14 protein-coding genes are annotated in these 17,475 nt (G+C 61.6%); 4 read left to right on the forward strand and 10 right to left on the reverse strand.

Going from position 1 to position 17,475, the window contains the following annotated elements; translation table 11 throughout:
• Positions 1-304 precede the first annotated feature (304 nt).
• From AB4Y85_RS00890 to recG, 7 genes are all read right to left on the reverse strand, one after another.
• Positions 305-919, reverse strand: coding sequence for a glutathione S-transferase family protein (locus tag AB4Y85_RS00890; RefSeq protein WP_441982959.1), 615 nt, complete (start codon positions 917-919; stop codon positions 305-307).
• Positions 920-1,028: 109 nt separating this feature from the next.
• Positions 1,029-1,775, reverse strand: a complete 747-nt coding sequence (locus AB4Y85_RS00895) for an arginyltransferase (protein WP_441982960.1) — start codon at positions 1,773-1,775, stop codon at positions 1,029-1,031.
• 220 nt (positions 1,776-1,995) lie between these two features.
• On the reverse strand, positions 1,996-2,478 hold the full coding sequence (locus AB4Y85_RS00900; protein ID WP_441982961.1) for an RDD family protein: 483 nt from the start codon (positions 2,476-2,478) through the stop codon (positions 1,996-1,998).
• 10 nt (positions 2,479-2,488) lie between these two features.
• Entirely contained in the window at positions 2,489-3,754 is a 1,266-nt protein-coding gene (locus AB4Y85_RS00905; RefSeq protein ID WP_441982962.1) for a threonine ammonia-lyase, read from the reverse strand.
• A gap of 8 nt (positions 3,755-3,762) precedes the next feature.
• Positions 3,763-5,118 carry a branched-chain amino acid ABC transporter permease gene (locus AB4Y85_RS00910; RefSeq protein ID WP_441982963.1) on the reverse strand — a complete coding sequence of 452 codons (1,356 nt, stop codon included), beginning with the start codon at positions 5,116-5,118 and terminating at the stop codon, positions 3,763-3,765.
• 20 nt (positions 5,119-5,138) lie between these two features.
• The gene (gene hemB / locus AB4Y85_RS00915) at positions 5,139-6,182 is read right to left on the reverse strand and encodes a porphobilinogen synthase (RefSeq protein WP_441982964.1); all 1,044 of its coding nucleotides are present in this window, start codon (positions 6,180-6,182) and stop codon (positions 5,139-5,141) included.
• 378 nt (positions 6,183-6,560) lie between these two features.
• Positions 6,561-8,678 (reverse strand): ATP-dependent DNA helicase RecG, encoded by a 2,118-nt coding sequence (gene recG / locus AB4Y85_RS00920; RefSeq protein ID WP_441982965.1) that lies wholly within the window; start codon positions 8,676-8,678, stop codon positions 6,561-6,563.
• 88 nt (positions 8,679-8,766) lie between these two features.
• On the opposite strand from recG, the gene AB4Y85_RS00925 reads away from it, so the two are divergent.
• The 3 genes from AB4Y85_RS00925 (at position 8,767) to AB4Y85_RS00935 (ending at position 13,542) form a co-directional block, all read left to right on the forward strand.
• Positions 8,767-9,063 carry an FAD assembly factor SdhE gene (locus AB4Y85_RS00925; protein WP_441982966.1) on the forward strand — a complete coding sequence of 99 codons (297 nt, stop codon included), beginning with the start codon at positions 8,767-8,769 and terminating at the stop codon, positions 9,061-9,063.
• 77 nt (positions 9,064-9,140) lie between these two features.
• Positions 9,141-12,665, forward strand: coding sequence for a transcription-repair coupling factor (gene mfd / locus AB4Y85_RS00930; protein WP_441982967.1), 3,525 nt, complete (start codon positions 9,141-9,143; stop codon positions 12,663-12,665).
• Between the two features lies 1 nt (position 12,666).
• Entirely contained in the window at positions 12,667-13,542 is an 876-nt protein-coding gene (locus AB4Y85_RS00935) for a serine hydrolase domain-containing protein (RefSeq protein ID WP_441982968.1), read from the forward strand.
• 10 nt (positions 13,543-13,552) lie between these two features.
• Here the strand turns inward: AB4Y85_RS00935 and AB4Y85_RS00940 are convergent, their stop codons facing one another.
• Positions 13,553-13,897, reverse strand: coding sequence for a hypothetical protein (locus AB4Y85_RS00940; protein WP_441982969.1), 345 nt, complete (start codon positions 13,895-13,897; stop codon positions 13,553-13,555).
• Positions 13,898-14,025: 128 nt separating this feature from the next.
• Positions 14,026-15,858 (reverse strand): extracellular solute-binding protein, encoded by a 1,833-nt coding sequence (locus tag AB4Y85_RS00945; RefSeq protein ID WP_441982970.1) that lies wholly within the window; start codon positions 15,856-15,858, stop codon positions 14,026-14,028.
• Between the two features lie 216 nt (positions 15,859-16,074).
• On the opposite strand from AB4Y85_RS00945, the gene AB4Y85_RS00950 reads away from it, so the two are divergent.
• On the forward strand, positions 16,075-16,848 hold the full coding sequence (locus AB4Y85_RS00950) for an invasion associated locus B family protein (protein ID WP_441982971.1): 774 nt from the start codon (positions 16,075-16,077) through the stop codon (positions 16,846-16,848).
• Positions 16,849-16,918: 70 nt separating this feature from the next.
• Here AB4Y85_RS00950 and hspQ read toward each other — a convergent pair whose 3' ends face one another.
• Positions 16,919-17,248 (reverse strand): heat shock protein HspQ, encoded by a 330-nt coding sequence (gene hspQ, locus AB4Y85_RS00955; RefSeq protein WP_441983228.1) that lies wholly within the window; start codon positions 17,246-17,248, stop codon positions 16,919-16,921.
• Between the last annotated feature and the right edge of the window lie 227 nt (positions 17,249-17,475).

The following is a 17,475-nucleotide window of genomic DNA, read 5'->3' on the forward strand; positions in this document are numbered from 1 at the left end:
GACGGCGTAAGCCGATCCGGGATCGGGTGCCGGATGGAGCTACCCCTCTGTCATTCCGGGGCGAGCGATAGCGAGAGCCCGGAACCCATACCCACTGCAGTTACAGAACGAAACGAGCGGGTTCCGTTGCGCTCTTTCTGGCAGCGTTGTGATTATGGGTTTCCACGCCTACGGCGCGGCCCCGGATGACAGCTCTCTTTTCTGATAAAGATCCCAGATCGGCGCTGCATTTTGTTCGGGATGACACCTTTTAAGGGATTTGTTCCGTTCTACCCGTTGCTCCGAGTGGGCCTGTCAGCAGACGCTAATCAAGCGGCGTCGAGATGAATTCGGGCAACGCCTCGGCGCGCTCCGATAAGGCGGTAAGAGCAGGATAATTCTCTGCGGATAAAAAACCTTTCAGCACATATTGCGTGAAACGCCATGCGACGGCCGTCGTGATGTCGGCTTGCGAGAAGCGGCTGCCGAAAATCCATTCCTGCGTGGAGTCGATCTCGTTCTCCAGAAGATCATAGGCTGTGCGGAGCTGGCCTTCGATCCGGTCGAGCCAGGGCTGGTGCTTCTTGTCGGCAGGTCGCTGGACGTCCTCGTAATGAGCGTGAACGGTCTTCTCGGCAGCGACCAGGGCGAGGCCGATGATGCGCTGGTGTCGAGCATAGTCTCTGTCGTTCCCGGGCGTGAAGAGACGTTCGGGCGGCGCCAGACGCTCGATATATTCAAGGATCAGCTGTGAATCCATCAGCACGGTGCCGTCATTGAGCACGAGGCTCGGCGCCTTCACTACCGGATTGATCGCGGCGAACGTGTCGTAATGGCGGAAAACCGAGACGGCCTCATGCTTGAACGGCAGGTCCATGACCTTCATCGAAATCGCGACGCGTCGCACGAAGGGTGAATCGGGCATGCCGATGAGGCGCATATGCTTTGCTCCTTGTCCTGAGCGCTGCCGAGTCGCGGCAGGTTACGAGTGGAGATTGGCATAGGACGAAATTGAAGAACACAGCTCGTATGGACGATACGCGGCTGCCTTATTCGAAACGCACCCAGCCGGTCGGTGCCAACCGCTCCTGCGGCGTGAAACGGGCCTTGTAGCCCATCTTCTTCGAGCCCTCGACCCAATAGCCGAGATAGAGATAGGGCAGGCCCATCGCCCTTGCGCGGCGGATGTGGTCGAGGATCATGAAGGTGCCGAGGCTGCGGTCCTGGTGCTCGGGATCGTAGAAGGAATAGACCATCGAGAGGCCGTCGCTCATCACGTCGGTGAGGCTGACAGCAATCAGATCACCTTCGCCTTTGCCTGTGATCCCGCTGTCGATCCCGCGGCGGCGATACTCGATCATCAGGGTGTCCACGTGGCTGTCTTCGACCATCATGGAATAGTCGAGCACGGTCATGTCGGCCATGCCGCCATCCGCATGCCGGGAATCCACATAGCGGCGGAAGAGCGAGTATTGATCGGAGGTTGGACGGTTGGGAATGTCGCTGCCGATGAGATCGGCATTGTTCTTCAAGACCCGACGCAGATTGCCCGAGGGCTCGAACTCGTTCACGAGAACACGCACGGAGACGCAGGCGCGGCAGGTATCGCAGGCGGGCCGATAGGCGATGGTCTGCGAGCGGCGGAAGCCGCCCTGGGTCAGGATCTCGTTCAACTCCCGGCCCCTTCGTCCCACGATATGCGTGAAGACTTTTCGCTCCTCCTTGCCCGGCAGGTACGGGCAGGCGGACGGCGAGGTCAGGTAGAATTGCGGTGCGTCGCGGGAGTGACTCGTCAAGCCGGCAAGCCCTGTGGAGAAACCTTGAGCACTGAATCAACGCTCAAGGATAACATTGGTGCCCGCCGCGTCCAGAGCAAGTGACAGGACATCGCGTCTTTGTGCTTTACAGCATCGGACCAAAAAGTGGATCTGCACTTTTTGGATCAATCCGATGCCTTTTCTCTGAGTCAGAGCATCGTTTTCACGCAAAGCCGGGGCCACTTTTGCGCACGATGCTCTAGGCCCGCACGATCATCATGCCGGTCAAAAGATCGCGGATAAAACGCCTATCGTCCCGCACGAAGCCGACGACCACATCGCAGGCCCAGAGTAGGAAGGTCGAGATCGCCACATAGAAGAAGAGCGCATGGACCGCAGCCGAGAGCATCGAGGCGCCGCGGCCCGTCTGCGGATCGATGACCTTGAGGCCCATGGTCCGCATGCCGACGGTCGCCTGCGAGGCGCCGCCGATGGTCACCGCGTTGTAGACGATGAAGACCAGGGCGGTGAGGGGGAGGAAAGCGAATAGACCCCAGCCCAAGCCGAAAGTGACGAAGCCCAGAAGAAGAATCCCGATGCAAACTAGCGACACCCACAGGGCGATGACGAGGAGGTCGATGAGATAGGCCCAGAAGCGCCGTGCGATGACACCTTCCGTGGCGCGGGTATCCAGGGGATACGGGCGGTATCCCATGGTGGGCGGGTAGGGCTGGTTGACCATCGTTTCATCCTCAATAGGCGGCTTCGGACAGGCCTCGGGAATCGACCCGCTTAGGCTCGAGTCCTTCCGCCGCCAGGGCCTCGAACACCTCCAATGTATGTTGTCTGTCGCGAGTTTCGATAGTGATGTCGATGGAAACGCCCTTGGCGGGCACATCGAGGTAGAGCCGCCCGTGGGAAACCTCCAGAATATTGGCGCCCAAGGCTCCGAGCAGGGTCGCTACGCGGCCGAGCAGGCCAGGCCTGTCATTGGAGGTGATGCGGAAGGAGGCGATGCGGTCGTCCCGTTCCAGCTCTCGCACCATGACCGAGGCCAGGATGCGGGCGTCGATATTGCCGCCGCACAGCACAAGGCCCACGCGCTTGCCCTCGAAGCGCTCGGGCTGCGCGAGCATGGCGGCGAGACCTGCCGCGCCGGCGCCTTCCGCCATGGTGCGCTGGAGGGTGGCATAGGCGTTCACGGCGCGCTCGATCAGAGGCTCGTCCACGGCAATGATCTCGGACACCAGATCGCGCACGATAGGCAGCGGCAGCTGCCCCACCGTCTTTACGGCGATACCCTCGGCCAAAGTCGCGCCGCCGATGGGCTGGTTCTCGCCCCGGATCGCATTGCGGAACGACGGGTAGAGGGCAGCCTCCACGCCGATGATCTCGATGGAGGGCTTGATCGCCTTGGCGGCAATCGTGATGCCGGAGATCAGCCCGCCGCCGCCGATGGGAACGACGATCTGGTCGAGATCTGGCGCATCGGCCAGCATTTCAAGCGCGATAGTGCCCTGACCCGCCATGACCTTGGGGTCGTCATAAGGATGAACGAAGACGAGCCCTTCTGCGGAGGCGATCTCATTGGCCTTCGCGGCGGATTCGTAGAGAGTTTCGCCGAACAGGATCACCTTCGCGCCATAGGATCGGGTGTTCTCTGCCTTCACCAGAGGGGCGCTTTCCGGCATGATGATGGTGGCCGGAATGCCGAGGCGGCGGGCGTGATAGGCGACGGCCTGAGCATGATTTCCGGCGGACATGGCGATCACGCCGCGCTTGCGCTCCTCATCGGTCAGGCTCTCCAGCTTCGTCACCGCGCCGCGCTCCTTGAAGGAGCCTGTGGGCTGCATATTCTCGTGCTTCACGCAGACAGTCGCGCCGGTGAGCTGGGACAGGCGGGGCGCGGGGACCAGCGGCGTGCGCAGAACCTGCCCCTGAATCACGGTGGCGGCACGCTCCACGTCCTCTACGGTGATGGCGTAATTGGCCAAGGTCTTCCTCCGGTCGTCGTTCATTATAGCCCTTAAACGGGCCTTGGTGTTGGATCCTGAAAGCCCAGCAGGCCGCCGGGCCTGAAGATCAGAAAGACCACGAGCGCGGCATAGAGGGCTATATCGCGTCCTTCAATGGGTAGATAAGCCGACCAGAGGGTTTCGAACAATCCCACAATGAAACCTCCTAACATAGCGCCTGGGATAGAGCCGATTCCGCCGATGATGGCTCCGATGAGAGCCTTGAGGCCATATTGGAAGCCGCCCGCGAAGCCCAATCCGCCATATTGGGCCACAATCAGAAGACCGGAGAGCCCAGCCATGGCTCCCGCCAGCGCGAATGTTTGGATGAAAAGCCGAGGTCCGTTCACGCCCAGTAGGGAGGCGGCACGGGAATCGTCGGCATAAGCCCGCCACGCCCGGCCGAAGCCGGTGAATTTCATGATCCAGAGCAGGGCGAGGCCCGCAGCCAGGCCGATTCCCGCGGTGACCGCGCTGATCGGTGTCAGACTCACGAGAAAATCGCCGGACCTCGCCAGCGCCCAGGCATCAGACCAGATCGGTGGCAGCCAGACGGTGACGGGGCTCTGCACGAGGCGTAAGTATTCCATGAGTGCAAGCGACAGTCCGACAGTCGCGATCAGGCTGGGCTGTGAGCTTTTGGTGGTGATCATCCCAATCGTAAGGTGGCCGCCTACGGCGCTGTGCAGGGCAGCTGCAAAGAGAGCCGCAGCCAATCCGGCGGCGAGGCCGAGAATTGGCGAAGTGATACCTGATGCGAGAAGGATGGAAGCGCCGGCAATCGTCGCCGCCGAGCCAACGGCCGCCAATTCGCCAAATGCGAGATTGATGCGCCCGCTCATGCCGAAAACCAGGGCATAGGCCACCGATAGCAGGGCATAGATTGCCGTACGCGGCATGCTGACGAGGAGCTGCTGCAGCCAATAGGCGACAGCGGATGGCACCCCGATCACGTCCACATCGGGCCGGCTGCCCGGATCGGCGGACACGCCTTCTGGAGTTTCAAGATAATAGCGCTTCAGCAGGTAGAGGCTGGCGCCCGAGACCGGGCCTTCCTCCGTCTCCAGTCCAATGAGTTCGGCCTTATTGATCGACAAGCCTTCTGCCGCGAACTGGCAGATCGCGAAACGCTCCAGCGGCGGACGGTCGGGATATTGAGCCAGGTAGATAACGCGAAGGCTGCGCGGGACAGGGCCGGCCTGCATGCGCTCGACGGTGATCGTCGAGCCGGAATTGAGCGCCGGAAGAGTGGATCGGCAAACCCGGGCTTGCTCCGCATCGATGGAAAACCCGCATGCTGCGAGAAAGCAAAGGCCAAGAAGGCAGGCGGCGAACCGCCCGACCCGAAGGAGGCCTGAACTTGTCACGCGGGGACTCTATAAAACGGTCAGGCCTGGGTCTTCAGCTTCTCCGCGACGCGAGGCGCGAAATACGTGAGGATGCCGTCGGCACCGGCACGTTTGAAGGCGAGGAGACTTTCCATCATGGCGCGTTCACCATCGATCCAGCCGTTATTGGCAGCGGCCTGGATCATCGCATACTCGCCGGAGACCTGATAGGCGAAGGTTGGAACCGCGAAGGTCTCCTTCACGCGATGCACGATATCGAGATAGGGCATGCCCGGCTTGACCATGATCATGTCCGCGCCCTCTTCGAGATCGAGCGCAACCTCGCGGATGGCCTCGTCCGTATTGGCCGGGTCCATCTGGTAGGTCCGTTTGTCGCCGATGAGCGTTGCCGAGGTGCCGATGGCGTCGCGGAACGGTCCGTAGAAGGCGGACGCGTATTTCGCCGCATAGGCCATGATCTGCACATCAAAGAAGCCTGCCTCGTCGAGACCTGCGCGAATGGCGGCTACACGTCCGTCCATCATGTCAGACGGAGCGATGACATCAGCACCAGCTTCAGCCTGGAGCATGGCCTGACGAACGAGAAGGGCGACGGTCTCGTCGTTGAGAATCTGCTCACCATCCATCACGCCGTCATGGCCGTGGCTGGTATAGGGATCGAGCGCCACGTCGCAGATGATGCCGATATGGGGAACAGCGCGCTTGATCTCGCGTACAGTGCGGCAGACCAGATTGCGGCTGTTCAGGGACTCGGAGCCGGTCGGATCGCGAAGGGCCGGGTCCGTATAGGGAAAAAGGGCGATGGCGGGAATGTCGAGAGCGGCGGCGCGCTCGGCTTCGCGGACAGCCTCGCCGATGGTCAGGCGCTCGACGCCCGGCATCGAAGCCACGGCCTCGCGCCCGCTCGTGCCTTCCACGACGAAGATCGGCCAGATCAGGTCGTTCGTGGTCAGGACGTTCTCCCGCACCAACCGCCGCGACCACTCAGCCTTGCGGTTGCGGCGCGGGCGGTGGCTCAGATTTAGCGACTGCGACTGGGATTCTTGAGCGGAGGGGCGGGGGAACGGCGACAGCTTCGACATAATCCTCATCCGACACCGGCTTCGATGCGCCGGCGGCTGGCAGAGGGTTAGCACATTTAAATTGCTCTAAAAAAGGGAAAGCGGTCGCAGATGGGCCCATTCAGGTGAATTTGATCTCATGGCAGGTGGCCGTTGAGTGCATGACGAGGCTCAGGATACGATCTCATCCCCGGCGAGCGGAGCGAGAGAAGAGGATCCACCCGCAGGCGCAGCGCTATGGATTCCCCTCCCTTTAGCTGCGCTCCGGCCGGGAATGACACTCTCCCACGTCATCACCGGCCTTGTGCCGGTGATCCCGACTGTTTGAAGCACAGCGCTTTTCGGATCGGGATGGCCGGGACAAGCCCGGCCATGACGTGAAGTGCTTGGATCCGATGGCTAGCCAGCCCGCAAGAGCTTGATCGCCGAGTCCCGCTCGAACATATAGAGCATCACCCTCAGGGCTTGCCCGCGCTCACTGAGCAGTTCGGGATCCTTGTCCACGATCAGCCGGGCGTCGTCCCGGGCCGCACCCAGCAAATCGCCATCCACCTCAAGCCTCGCCAGCTTGAAGCCGGGCGTTCCCGACTGGCGCGTTCCCAGAACCTCACCCTCGCCACGCAGGCGCAGATCCTCCTCGGCGATCCGGAAGCCGTCCTCGGTCTGGCGCATCATTTCGAGGCGCGCCTGGGCCACTTGACCGAGAGGGCCCTTGTAGACCAGCAGGCAGGTGGAGGATTTTGAGCCTCGGCCGATGCGGCCCCGGAGCTGATGAAGCTGCGCCAAGCCGAAGCGCTCGGCATGCTCGATCACCATGATCGTGGCATTGGGCACATCGACGCCTACCTCGATCACGGTGGTGGAAACGAGAACCTTGGTTTCGCCGCTGGAGAACCGCTCCATGGCGGCATCCTTATCCTTGCCGGCCATCTTGCCGTGGACGAGGCCGACCTTGTCGCCGAAGAAGCCTTGCAGCATCTCGAAGCGCTCCTCGGCGGCTGCGAGGTCGATGGACTCGGATTCACCGACTAGCGGGCAGACCCAATAGACCTGATCGCCATTGGCGATGGCCCGCCCGATGCCGCCGATCACCTCATCCAGGCGGTCGATGGAAATGAGCTTGGTCCCGATGGGCTTGCGGCCAGCAGGCTTCTCGTCCAGCACGGAGACGTCCATGTCACCGAAATAGGTGAGGGCCAGGGTTCGCGGGATCGGGGTCGCCGTCATGACGAGGATGTCCACGGCCTCGCCTTTGGAGCCGAGCGCGAGGCGTTGATGCACACCGAAGCGATGCTGCTCATCGACAACAGCCACCCCGAGATCGTGGAACACCACGCCTTCCTGAAATAGCGCATGAGTGCCGACGGCAATCTGGATCGCGCCATTCGCCAGCCCCTCCAGTACGTTCCGGCGGGCAACGCCTTTCTCACGTCCGGTCAGGAGAGCAATGGTAAGGCCCGCTTCTTCGGCCATGGGCGCCAAACGTTCGTAATGCTGACGGGCGAGGATTTCAGTCGGGGCCATCATGGCGGCCTGTCGGCCAGCCTCGATGGCGCTCGCCATGGTGAGCAGGCCGACCACGGTCTTGCCCGAGCCCACATCGCCCTGGAGCAGGCGCAGCATCTTCTTGTCGGAGACGAGATCGTGGCGGATATCCTCCATCGCTTTCGCCTGCGCGTTCGTGAGCCCGAAGGGCAGGGCGTTCCGCAGCTTCTCGACGAGGTGCCCGTCGCCTGCATTCACACGTCCCGGCAGCCGCCGCATCCGGCTTCTGACGAGGGCTAGCGCCAGCTGGGAGGCCAGCAGCTCGTCATAGGCCAAGCGTCGGCGGGGCGTGGATTTGGCGAGTGCCTCCTCGGAAAGCTGTGCCGCATTGTCGGGGCGGTGGAGCGCGAAAAGGGCGGTGCGGAAATCGGGCAGGCTGTTGCGGTCGAGCCAGGCGGCATCCTGCCATTCGGGCAGAAGCGGCACCTTCTCGATGGCAGCTCCCATATACTTGCCGACCATCCGCGAGGAGAGGCCCTCAGTCAGGCCGTAAACCGCCTCGACGGCGGGAAGGCTTTCCAGGCCCTTGTCGTCCAGGATCCGATCCGGGTGGACCATCTGGCGGCGGCCTTCCCAGAGTTCGATCTTGCCCGACACATAACGCTGCTCGCCGACCGGCAGGAGCTTTTCCAGGCGGCCCTTATTGCCGTTAAAGAAGACCAGCGTCACGTCCCCGGTCTCGTCCTCGACCAGGATCCGGTATGGCCCCCGGCGGCCTGGCAGGGGTGCGCGGTGGGCTGCAACGGTGACGGAGAGCGTGACCGGCTCGCCCACGGGCGCATCGGCGATGGCGCCCTTCATTTCGCGGGAAATGCCGCTGTTCGGCAGATGGAAGAGCAGGTCCATGACGCGCGCGGGCTTGCCCGGCTCGCCGAGGAGGCGGTCCAGGAGCGGAGCGATCTTCGGACCGACGCCGGGGAGGGTGGCGGCTGGGGCGAAGAGGGGATCGAGAATCGAAGGACGCAAGGACATCAAACGGGTAGTAAGTCGGAGGGAGATGTTTATATAGCGGCCAAGGCGCCCGGAGGCGACGGTATCTTTCACCCGATCGGAGCATTTCATGAGCGGAACGACACGCAGCAGCGCCGACCTCGATGTCCGCCGCAAGCAGATCCTCTACCGGTCCTGGCACCGGGGCATGCGGGAGATGGACCTGATCATGGGCCAGTTCGCGGATGCCGAGATCAGCGACCTCTCGGTAGAGGACTTGACCGAGTTCGAGCGCCTGATCGAGGTGACGGACAGGGACCTCCTGGGCTGGGTCACGGGCGAGTTGGAAACACCCTCCAACTATGACACGCCCCTGTTCCGCCGCCTGAAAGCCTTCCACACGCATTCATCGCCCATTCATAGCTGAGCCGTTTTTGAGCGCTTCAGCCGACTGAATCGGGCCTTCATGCCCGCATTCTCCTTCCATTGACCTGACAAGCCGCCATGAAATCCGCACTCGCCCGCGCTCTCGATGCCCTGAAAAAAGGCCAAGGCCTGACGCTGTCCAGCGTGCCGGACGGCTTCGATGCGCTCGCCGTAGCCGATCTCGCGCGGGGCTTGTCGGGCCACGTGGAAGGCCCTGCCGTGCTGGTGCACGTGTCCCGCGATGGACAGCGGCAGCAGAACTTCGCCAGCAGCCTCGCCTTCATCGCGCCGGAAATCGAAATTCTCACCTTCCCGGCCTGGGATTGCCAGCCTTACGACCGCGTGTCGCCCAATGCCGCGATCACGGCGCAGCGCATGACGACGCTGGCGCGGCTCGCTCGCTCCAAAACTTCTGAAGAGAAGCCGCGCATTCTCTCGACCACCGTGAACGCACTGGTCCAGCGCGTCCCGCCGAGGGCCCGCATCGCGGCGGAGACGTTTTCCGCCGCCCCCGGCAACGTGGTCGATACGAACCTGCTCATCAACTGGCTGGAGGCGAACGGCTTCCTGCGCACTGGCACAGTGCGGGACACCGGCGAATACGCGGTTCGCGGAGGCATCATCGATCTTTATCCGGCGGGGCTCCCCAATCCCGTGCGGCTCGACTTCTTCGGCGACGCGCTTGAATCGATCCGCTCCTTCGATCCCGAGACTCAGCGCACCGTCGGCACGCTCCGCTCCCTTGACCTTGTGCCCATGAGCGAGGTGCAACTCACCACCGAGAGCATCAAGCGTTTCCGTCAGGCCTATGTGGCCGCCTTCGGTGCACCGACGCGTGACGACCGGCTTTATGAGGCGATCAGCGAGGGGCGGCGATACCCTGGCCTTGAGCACTGGATGCCGCTGTTCCACGACCGCCTCGACACGCTGCTGGATTATCTCCCCGACATCCCTGTCGTGTTCGATGCCCTGGCCGATGATGCTGCCGGCGAGCGCCTATCCCAGGTAAAGGATTACTATGACGCCCGCCGCGAAGGCATGGGCCAGAACCAGCCGGGCGTCGCGCCATACCGGCCGCTGCCGCCGGACATGCTCTACTTCAAGCCGGATGAATGGGCCGAGCGCACCGCCAAACTGCCTCTTGCACGCCTGACGCCGTTTGCAGCACCTGAATCGGGAGCACCGCGCATCTCGGTCGATTGCGGCGCGCGCCAAGGCCGCAACTTCATCGCGGAGCGGGCCGACGAGAGCGCAAATGTATTCGAGGCTGTGATCCGCCATATCCGCGAGCAGCAATCCAATGGGCGTCGCGTCATTCTTGGCGCATGGACTGAAGGCTCGCGAGAGCGTCTGTGCCATGTGCTGCAGGACCACGACCTTCGCCAGACCAAGCCGATCGGGCGCTTCTCTGAGGCGATGGCCTATCCGCGTAATGAAGTGCCGGTCGGCATCTGGCCGCTGGAGCATGGATTCGAGACGGCGGACCTTGCCGTCATCAGCGAGCAGGACATTCTCGGCGACCGTCTCGTGCGGCAGAAGCGTAAGTCCAAGCGTCCGCAGGATTTCCTCACGGAGGTTGCTGCGCTCACGCCCGGTGATCTCGTGGTGCACGTGGATCACGGCATCGGGCGCTTTGAAGGATTGAAAACCATCGAGGCTGCGGGCGCGCCGCATGATTGCCTTGAGCTGCATTATGCCGGTGGCGACCGCCTGTTCCTGCCGGTGGAGAATATAGAGCTTCTGACCCGCTACGGCTCGGAAGAGACGGAAGTCCAGCTCGACAAGCTCGGTGGCGGTGCGTGGCAGGCGCGTAAGGCCCGCATGAAGCAGCGCATCCGCGAGATGGCGGGCGCGCTCATGAAGATCGCCGCTGCCCGCATCCTCAAGGATGCGCCGCGTCTCATCCCGCCGGACGGGCTCTACGACGAGTTCGCCGCGCGCTTCCCTTATGACGAGACCGAGGATCAGCTCAACGCCATCGAGGCGGTGCTGGACGATCTGGCATCGGGTCGCCCGATGGATCGCCTCGTCTGCGGCGACGTCGGGTTCGGCAAGACTGAAGTGGCGTTGCGTGCAGCCTTCGTCACGGCGATGAGCGGCAAGCAGGTGGCCGTGGTCGTGCCGACCACGCTGCTGTCGCGCCAGCATTACAAGACCTTCTGCGAGCGCTTCCGTGGCCTGCCCCTCAATATCGGGCAGGCTTCCCGCTTTGTGCCCGCAGCAGAGATGAAGAAGACCAAGGAAGGCTTGAAAGACGGGTCCATCGATATCGTCATCGGCACCCACGCGCTGCTCGGCAAGTCGATTGCGTTCAAGGATGTCGGTCTTATCATCGTGGACGAGGAGCAGCATTTCGGCGTGACCCACAAGGAGCGCTTGAAAGAGCTTCGCGCCGAGGTGCACGTGCTGACGCTCTCGGCGACGCCGATCCCGCGCACCTTGCAGCTTGCGCTGACAGGCGTTCGTGAATTGTCGCTGATCACGACCCCGCCGGTGGATCGCCTCGCGGTGCGAACTTTCATCACGCCCTTCGATCCGCTGCTGATCCGCGAGGCGCTTCTACGCGAGCGCTATAGAGGCGGGCAGGCGTTCTACGTCGTGCCGCGCCTCGATCATCTCGGCGAGGTGAAGGCCTTCCTGGAACGGGAAGTGCCGGAGGCGAAGGTGGCAGTGGCACACGGCCAGATGGCGGCGGGACAGCTCGAGGACGTCATGACGGCCTTCTACGAAGGCAAATACGACATTCTGCTCTCCACCACGATTGTGGAATCGGGCCTCGATATTCCGACCGCCAACACGCTCATCGTGCACCGTGCGGATATGTTCGGCCTGGCGCAGCTCTATCAGTTGCGCGGCCGCGTGGGCCGCTCGAAGACGCGTGCCTATGCGCTATTCGCCGTGCCCGCCAACAAACCGCTGACGGTGCAGGCGGAGCGCCGCCTCAAAGTGCTCCAAGGCCTGGACACGCTGGGAGCAGGCTTCCAACTCGCCACGCACGATCTCGATATTCGCGGCGCGGGCAACCTGCTCGGCGACGAGCAATCGGGCCATATCAAGGAAGTCGGCTACGAGCTGTATCAGCAGATGCTGGAGGAAGCCGTGGCGCAGCTGAAAGCCGGCATCGAGGAGCCGACGGAGGATCAATGGTCGCCGTCGATTGCTGTAGGAGCGCCGGTGATGATTCCCGAGAGCTACATTTCCGATCTTCAACTGCGGCTCGGACTCTATCGCCGCCTCTCGACCTTCGAGACGGATGGCGAGATCGATGCATTCCGCGCCGAACTCATCGACCGTTTCGGGCCGGTGCCGTCGGAAGTTGACCAGCTTCTCAAGATCATGGCGATCAAGGTTCTGTGCCGCCGTGCCAATGTGGAAAAGGTCGATGGCGGTCCGAAGGGCATCATCGTCTCGTTCCGGGACAATTCCTTCGCCAATCCAGCCGGTCTCATTTCCTACGTGACCGAGCAGGCCTCCTTCGCGAAGGTCCGCCCGGATATGAAGGTCGTGTTCGTGCGCGATGTCGAAACGCCGGATGAACGTATCAAGGCCTCGACCACGATCCTGCGCAGCCTTGTCCGCATTGCGGAGAAGAAGGCAGCTTGAGGTGAGTATCCAAGCCTGGGCTGTCGTTGAGAATGGCGAGGTCGTGGAGGCGCATCACGCGGATCGCCGCGTGCCGTGGTGGAGCTTCACCAAGACCGTTTTGGCTACTGCTGCCTTGGTGCTCGTGGAGAAAGGCTCCATTGGCCTCGATGAGCCACTGAACGGAAAGCCCTATACACTGCGCCATCTCATCCAGCATCGTTCCGGCCTCGCGGATTACGGCTCGTTCCGTTCCTATCATGAGGCCGTGGCACGCGACGACGAGCCTTGGTCCGTCTCGAAGCTTCTTGACGAAACCGACGCGGGGCGTCTGCGCTATGTCACGGGAGAGGGCTGGGAATATTCAAATATCGGCTATCTCTTCGTTCGGCAGATCATCGAGGATCTGACAGGACGAAAGCTCGACGTCGCTCTTCGCGAACTGGTGTTCGACCCGCTCGACATACATAGTGCAAGGGTCGCGGTAGAGCCGGATGATCTCGACGATGTCATGATGGGATCGGCACAGGGCTATCACCCCGGCTGGGTGTATCATGGTCTGCTCGTTGGCAGCATTGGTGATGCCGCTCTCCTGCTTCATCGGCTCATGAAGGGTGTGTTGCTGCCTCGTAGGATTTTGCAAGAGATGCTATCTGCGCATGTCCTCGGCGGACCTATCGAAGGGCGGCCCTGGCAAGTGCCGGGTTACGGGCTGGGCATGATGAAGGGCGAGACGACGACGGGAAAAACTGTTGCCGGACATACAGGCGGCGGGCCTGGAAGTACGGTTGCGGTCTATCGATCGCTTGACGCTGTGCAGGCAGGCAGAACGAGCGCCGTGTTCACCTCTGGCGAGGATGCTTCCGCCACGGAGGCGAGGGCCTTCGAGCTTCTCTAAAACTCAGTGCTTACATTTCGGCAGCTGCAACCGCGCGCGTCCTCAACTCGTTCTGGAGCATGGTCGCGGCACCGCTAACGCCACCTGTGATAATTACGGGCGTGCTGTTTGCGGACAACGTTTTGCGCAAGCGAGAAGCGAGTTCGAGGAAACGTTTCCGCTCGGACCAATCAGCCTGATAAGGCATCTGCACGACAACGGCGGCTGGGCTAGGAATCAACGCAAGCACGTCATCGGCGGCTTCAAAAGGAGCCGTGACGCTGGCGTAACCCATACCGGCGAGTTCTGCCGATAGAGCGCTGTCAGGAGCGCGCTCGCCGCTATCCACGACGAGAACCTTCTGCATTCCATTCATGGCAACACCCTGTTTAGACGCGACAGCTGAGACGGGAAACACCCCGATAAACGTCCGGGGCCCAGATTAGTTGCATCGGCTGCATGAATGGAAGCTCAACAGTTGGTGTTGTTTTGTTTCGAAATCCATCAATCTGGGACACGCCACCAGCTGTCGATATTGACCCCAGATAAAGGGTTAAAGCCAGTCAAAGGAATATGTTTCGGGTGCCTTAGTCGGCTATCGTAAGCAAGCCATTGCTCTCCCACGTAAAATAAGGGCACGACATAAAATCCGGAAAGAAGCGCTCGGTCGAGGGCTCGCACACTCGAAATAAAATCCTCTCGGCTTTTTGCCTCCAGTAGTGCATCGATTAGGCGGTCTATCGCAGGAGAGGCTGATCCGGAGTGGTTGAGAGAACCGCCCCTTTCGGCTGCGGATGAGCTCCATCGGTTGCGCTGCTCGTTACCGGGAGAGGCCGAGGCCGGCCATACCCATTGCACCATATCGAATTCGAATCGGGCCAAGCGGCGCCAGTATTGTACATTGTCGACGTTGCGCACGTTAGCCCGGATTCCAACTCGCTGGAGACCTTGGGTGAAGTTAAGTGCTAGACGCTCCTGCGCGCTTGAATTGACCAGCATTTCGAAGACAAAAGACTCTCCGGTGTCCTTCCGGCGCAGCACATTATTCTTTAAAATCCAGCCAGCTTGTTCCAGCAGCGCGAGAGCATGGCGAGCCGCCGTGCGGTCACGGCCCGAACCGTCTGAGGAGGGCGGAGCCCATTGTCCTTCCATGATGTCGGATCGAACGGCATTAGGGAATGGAGCGAGTAGCCCGCGCTCGCGCTCGTCGGCGGGCCGCCCGATGGATGACAACTCCGAATCGGCGAAGTAGCTGTCTGCCCTCGTCAGAAGGCCGTAATAGAGATTGCGGTTCAGCCAATCGAAGTCAAAGAGATAGCCCAGAGCTTCGCGGACTTTCGGATCCTTGAAAATTGGGCGACGGGTGTTGAAAACCAGCCCGTTCATACCCTTAGGAACCTGGATTCGCACCTGTTCCCGCACGATCCGCCCATTATGGATGCCGGGAAAGTCATAGCCCGTAGCCCAGCGGCCCGGCTCGCCTTCGAGCCGGTAATCATAAAGACCAGCCCGGAAGGCTTCGAAGAGGGTGTTGGCGTCCCGGTAGAAGTCGTAGCGGATCTCGTCGAAGTTATAGAGCCCGCGCAGCAGCGGCAGGTCCTTCGCCCAGAAATCCTTGCGCCGCTTCAGCGTGACCCGCTCACCGGGGCGGACCTCGGTGATCTCGTAGGGACCGGAGCCGATGGGTGGGGTGAGGGTGGTGCGGTCGAAAGTATCGGCATTGGTGGTGTGGGCCGCGAAGATCGGCATCGTGGCGATGATCAACGGCAGCTCACGGTCATTGGCGCCCGAGAGATCGAACCGGATGCGGTGCGGATCGACGATCTCCACAGCCTTCACCTGCCCGAAGCTGGAGCGGTGGAAGGGCTTCCCATTCTTCTTCAGGACCTCGAAGGTAAACCGGACATCCTCTGTCGTCAGTGGATGGCCGTCCGAGAAGCGAGCTCTCGGGTCCAGGTTGAAGGTCACGGAGGATCTGTCCTCTGGCATTTCGACTGAGCGCGCGACGAGGCCATAGACTGTAAACGGCTCGTCGGCCGAGCGCATCATGAGGCTCTGAAGGACGTAGCGCGGCACCACATCCGGCGCTACGCCGATCACAATCATGGGATTGAGGCTGTCGAAATTGCCTTCGAGGGCAAGCGTGATTCGTCCGCCTTTCTTGGCTTCCGGATCCGCATAGGGCAAGTGCTCGAAACCTGGCGGGAGGGCGGGCTCGCCATGCATGGCGATACCATGACGCACTGCTTCCTCGGCCCTTGCGGCGCCGAAGAGCGTGAGAACGGCCCAGATGCAGGCCACAAGCAACGGTAAAAGCCTTATGATCTTTCGTGCCATGGTGCTTTCGCCGGGCGAGACAAGGCTCCCGGGCAATATTGTACAGAAAGTTGTTCCGAGTGACTGGAAACCTAGCACATGAAAGGTTAAAGGAGCGCCACACGTCATGTCTTCGCCGCAATCGGCAAAGATTCACCGTCCCGTTACAGGTTTAAGAACACCGAATTCAAACGGCTCACTCAAAAGCCGACCTTTCGACTGAAGAGGATCAACGACATGTCATTCGCGGCACGTATCGCGAGCCTGGGGGGTACCCGTGGCCTGGCAACCGCCCTGGCTCTTCTGGTGAGCGCACCCGCTTTTGCTCAGACCGCCCCGGCGCAGCCGCGCCCGGCAGCTCCCGCCGCGCAGCCTGCCCGTCCGGCAGCTCCCGCCGCTGGCCAGCCGGCTCAGCAGCAGAGCGGCCCCACGGTCGTCCAGGTGAAGGCTGAGCCTTCGCAGCCGGAATGGACCAAGGTCTGCGGTAAGGACCAGAACACCAACACCGAGATCTGCTACACCACCCGTGATTTCGTATCCGACCAGGGCCAGCCGGTTCTCGCGCTCGCCGTCTACGACATCAAGGGCCAGCAGCCCCAGAAGGTTGTCCGCTTCGTGATGCCGCTCGGCCTGCTGCTTGCACCTGGCCTGCGCTTCACGGTGGATCAGGGCCAGGCTGTTGCCGGCCGCTACGTGATGTGCCTGCCCAACGGCTGCTTCGCCGAGGCACAGGTGAAGGACGACTTCATCGCTTCCCTCAAGAAGGGCGCGAACCTCAACGTCAGCGTTCAGAACCAGGCTGGCCGCGAGATCACCTTCGCCGTTCCGGCTGCCGGCTTCGCCAAGTCCTTCGATGGTGCTCCGATCGACCCGAAGGTACTCGAAGAGCAGCAGCGTAAGCTTCAGGAAGAGCTCCAGAAGAAGAGCGAAGAGATGCGTCAGAAGATGCTCCAGAGCCAGGGTGGCGCCGCTGCTCCGGCCCCGGGTGCGCCGGCCGCTCCCAAGCCGTAAGCTTTGGACCAAAAGACAAAATAAAAACGCCGGGCTCAATTGCCCGGCGTTTTTATTTCTGACCCCCGCTTTAGTTGGCGAGGATGGGCTTGGCCTTGTAGGCCCCGTTCTTGTCCCGGATGAACATTTCCTCGATCATCGGGTTGCGCAGGGGCTCTACCGAATGGTCCGGCAGCAAGTTCTGCTCTGATACGTAGGCGATATACTCGGTTTCCGCGTTCTCGGCGAAGAGATGGTAGAAGGGCTGGTCCTTGTGGGGCCGCACCTCTTCCGGAATCGACATCAGCCACTCTTCCGTGTTGTCGAATTCGGGGTCGACGTCGAAAATAAGTCCTCTGAAATCGAACAGGCGATGCCTGACCACCTGGCCGATCGCGAATTTGGCTGAACTCGCTTTCATGGGCATGGGTCTTAACTCCTTGATCTTGCATATAGACACGCAAGCGGGAATCTCCAAATCCGCCCCTCTCACAATCAGGAGAGCGGGACAAAGGCTTCCCAGCAGTCATAGCAAGAAGCAGGTCAACCCCAAGTCGCCCCTTGCGAGCTTTGCGTTTCAGGACTGACGGCCTGTCGAAAGATGGGATTGCTGCAAGGTTGGAACCTTGCCAGAAGACGTGACCATCC

Source organism: Microvirga sp. 2YAF29, assembly GCF_052114605.1.
Lineage (GTDB): Bacteria > Pseudomonadota > Alphaproteobacteria > Rhizobiales > Beijerinckiaceae > Microvirga.